We start from the raw sequence: 4,015 nt of genomic DNA, 5'->3' as shown, positions 1-4,015 counted from the left end.
GCTCGAACCTCAGCCACCGGCCGGAACCCGCGACCGGTCAGGTTCCGCTGCAGCGCATGGCGGGCCGGCTCCAACAGCAGGTCACCGGCTTCGCACAGCCCGCCGCCGATCACGAACAGCCCGGGATCCAGCGCCGCGGCAAGATTGGCCAGCCCCAGCCCCAGCCACTCGCCGGCCTCTTCCAGCAGCCGGACGCTGGCGGGGTCGGCGCGTTTCGCCTGATCCGTGACCACCGCGCCGGTGATGTCTGCCACCGTTCCGCCGACGGCCTCCAGCCAACGCTGCGCCACGGGCGAGTTCGCCGCGGCCAACTCCCGGGCCTCCCTGCCCAGGGCGTTGCCCGAGGCGTACTGCTCCCAGCAGCCGCGGTTTCCACACGCGCAGCGGTGCCCGCCGGGCATAATGACCTGGTGCCCGAATTCCCCGGCAACACCCCACCGGCCCCGCTCCAGCCGGCCATCCATCACCATCGCCCCGCCGATGCCGGTGCCCAAGGTGATGCAGACCAGGCGCCGCTCTCCCGTCCCGGCGCCAAAGCGGAACTCCCCCCAGGCGGCGGCGTCGGCGTCGTTGACCACTTTGACGGGCCGGGCCAGCAGCCGCTCCAGGTTGTCCCGCAGCGGTTCATTCCGCCACGCCAGGTGCGGGCTGAACAGAACCGTTCCCCCGGCAAGGTCCATCCACCCCGCCGCTCCGACGCCCACTGCGGCAACGTCGTGCTCGGAAGCCAACTCCCGCACCATCGCCGAGATAAGGTGTTCCACGTGCCGCGGATCGTGTCCCGGCGTGGGACGGACCAGCTCCGCCACTACGCGCCCGGTCCGGTCGACGGCCCCGGCGGCCACCTTGGTGCCGCCGATGTCTATGCCCACCGCCAGGGCGCTGTTCTCCACCCCACCATCTTAGGCAGCCGCTCGCGGCGGGCCTGCCGGGCCAGGGAAGGCCCGACCGTTACCGTTTCGTAGGTTACCTGCCGGTATCCGTTGTGATTTAGGTTATAGGCTAAAAGCACCCTCCGTCAGGGAGGCTATACAGAGCTGGCCACAGCTGAGGAAGTGAGGAGCTATCGTGCGCGAATACAGCGTGCCCGTCCTGGTTGACGTTCCGCGGGAGGCCAATATCGCCGGTCTGGTGGTTGAACAGGCGCAGAAGGCATCGAATCCGGCCCTGTTTTCCCGCAAGGACCCGTCCGGGACGTGGCAGGACATCCGTGCCACTGAGTTCCTCGCGGATGTGACCCGGCTGGCCAAGGGGCTGGTCTCCAGCGGTGTTCAGCCGGGCGACCGGGTGGGCATCATGGCCCGCACCCGCTACGAATGGTCCCTGGTGGACTTCGCCATCTGGTTCGCCGGCGCCGTGTCGGTGCCGATTTATGAGACCTCCTCCCCCAGCCAGATCGCCTGGATCCTCGGCGACTCCGGGGCTGTGGCAGTCTTCGCGGAAAGCGCCTCCCATGAGGCGAAGGTCCGCCAGGCCGCCCTCAACGAAGGCTTGGAGGACCTGAAACACGTGTGGCAATTGGGCGAGGAGTCGCTGGACGCGCTCCGCGCCGCCGGCCGGGAGGTGCCCGACGCCACGGTGGAGGAACGCCGCACGGCGGCGAATCTGGACGATCTGGCCACGATCATCTACACCTCCGGCACCACCGGCCGACCCAAGGGCTGCGAACTCACCCACGGAAATTTCGTGGAGCTGTCCAAGAACGCCGCGGCGGCGCTGCCGGACGTCGCCCACGAGGGCGCGCAGACCATCATGTTCCTGCCGCTGGCCCACGTCTTCGCCCGGTTTATCTCCGTCCTGTGCGTCGCCGCGGGTGCCACCGTGGCGCATACGCCGGACATCAAGAACCTGCTGCCGGATCTGCAAAGCTACCGCCCGACGTTCATCCTGGCTGTCCCGCGGGTGTTCGAAAAGGTCTACAACAACTCCATGCTCAAGGCGGAGGATGCCGGCAAGGGCAAGATCTTCCACGCCGCCGCGGACACGGCCGTCGCCTGGTCCCGGGCCGACGAGGCCGGCAAGGTGCCGCTGATGCTCAAGCTCAAGCACAAGCTCTTCGACAAGCTCGTTTACCACAAGATCCGCGAAGCGATGGGCGGTCGGGTCGAGCACGCGGTCTCCGGCGGCGGCCCGCTGGGCGAACGGCTGGGGCATTTCTTCCACGGCATCGGCCTTCTGGTGCTGGAGGGCTACGGCCTGACCGAAACCACGGCCCCGGTGTCCGTCAACACCCCCAAACTGGTCAAGATCGGTTCGGTCGGGGCTCCGCTGCCCGGAAACGCGGTCAAGATCGCCGACGACGGCGAGATCCTCGCCAAGGGCGTCTGCGTGCTGCGCGGCTACTACAACCGTCCCGACCTCACCTCCGAGGCCTTCGAAGACGGCTGGTTCCGCACCGGAGACATCGGCGAACTGGACGCTGACGGTTTCCTGCGCATCACCGGCCGGAAGAAGGAAATCATCGTCACCGCCAGCGGCAAGAACGTCGTCCCGGCCCTGCTTGAAGACCAGATCCGCGCCGATGCGCTGGTCTCCCAGTGCGTGGTGATCGGCGACAACCGGCCGTTTATCTCCGCGCTCATCACGTTGGACGAGGAGGCCCTGCCCGGCTGGCTGGACCGCCACAACCTGCCGGCCGACACCACCATGGACCAGGCAGCCGACCACGAAGTGGTGAAGGAGGCGGTCCAGTCGCTCATCGACCGCGCCAACCAGACCGTCTCCCAGGCGGAAGGGATTAAGTCCTTCCGGATCATCCCGTCCGACTTCACGGAAGCATCGGGGCACCTGACCCCGTCGCTGAAGATCAAGCGGGCGCAGGTGCTGGCCGATTTCGACGACTACGTGGAGCAGATTTACGCCGGCGTGCGTCAGTAGCTTCGACGAAACAGGCAGGGCCGCGGCTTCCACGCCGCGGCCCTGCCTGTTTCCCCCCGAAGGTTGCCTCGGGCCTACGCCGGGTCGATGACCAGGAGCAGGTCCCCGCCCTGGACCTGTTCGACGGCGGAGACCGCCAGCCGCGTGACGGTGCCTCCGGCGGGAGCGGTGATGCCGGCTTCCATCTTCATGGCCTCGATGGTGGCCACCGTGTCGCCCGCCTTAATGGTGTCGCCGACCTTGGCGAGGACGGTGACGGCGCCGGCGAACGGAGCCGCCACGTGCCCCGGCTGCGCGGGATCAGCCTTCTCGGCGACCTTGACTTCGGATTCCACGCTGGCGTCGCGCACCATCACATTGCGCTGCTGACCGTTGAGCGTGCAGTGCACGGTGCGCATGCCCTTCTCGTCCGGCTCGGAGATGGCCCCGAGCATGGCGATCAGGCGGACGCCCTTCTCAAGCTCGATCACGTGTTCGGTTCCCGGCTGCAGCCCGTACAGGTAGTCCAGCGTGTCCAGCACGGACACGTCGCCGTACATGTCCCGGATCTTCTCAAACTCCTTGGCCGGGCCGGCAAACAGCAGCCGGTTCAGTGCCGCGCGCCGGGTCGCCGAATCCGCGGCCAGCGCCGCCGAGTCCTCGGCCGTCAGCTCCTCGTCGCGCCGCTTGATGGTGCGGCCAGCCAGGGCCTTGGTGCGGAACGGCTCGGGCCAGCCGCCGGGAGGATCGCCCAGCTCGCCGGAGAGGAAGCCAATGACGGAATCGGGGATATCGTACTTCCCGGGATCGGACGCGAACTCCTCCGGATCAACGTTTGCGCCGACCAGCTGGAGGGCCAGGTCGCCCACCACCTTGGACGACGGGGTCACCTTCACCAAGCGGCCCAGGATCTTGTCCGCGGCGGTGTACATGTCCTCGATCGCCTCGAACCTCTCCCCGAGTCCCAGCGCGATGGCCTGCTGCCTCAGGTTGGAGAGCTGGCCGCCCGGAATCTCGTGCGCGTACACGCGGCCGGTCGGCCCCGGCAGCCCCGACTCGAACGGGGCGTAGACGCGGCGGACCGCCTCCCAGTAGGGCTCCAGCGAGCCGACGGCGGCCAGGTCCAGGCCGGTGTCGCGTTCGGTGTGCGCCAGCGCCG

Annotated in this window: 3 protein-coding genes; 1 reads left to right on the top strand and 2 read right to left on the bottom strand. The window is 68.2% G+C overall.

The genetic code is table 11. The features are described 5' to 3' along the window. Positions 1–893 (bottom strand): ROK family protein (locus AC5RUJ_RS12255; protein WP_494155921.1); only part of this gene is annotated, 893 nt, incomplete at its 3' end. Between the two features lie 175 nt (positions 894–1,068). Here AC5RUJ_RS12255 and AC5RUJ_RS12250 point away from each other — a divergent pair. Further along, positions 1,069–2,877, top strand: a complete 1,809-nt coding sequence (locus tag AC5RUJ_RS12250) for an AMP-dependent synthetase/ligase (protein ID WP_493999449.1) — start codon at positions 1,069–1,071, stop codon at positions 2,875–2,877. Between the two features lie 74 nt (positions 2,878–2,951). Here the strand turns inward: AC5RUJ_RS12250 and AC5RUJ_RS12245 are convergent. Beyond that, positions 2,952–4,015 (bottom strand): biotin/lipoyl-containing protein (locus tag AC5RUJ_RS12245; protein ID WP_494155920.1); only part of this gene is annotated, 1,064 nt, incomplete at its 5' end.

Source organism: Arthrobacter sp. Y3223164 (assembly GCF_059091005.1).
This window is presented reverse-complemented; position numbering and strand designations above follow the sequence as displayed.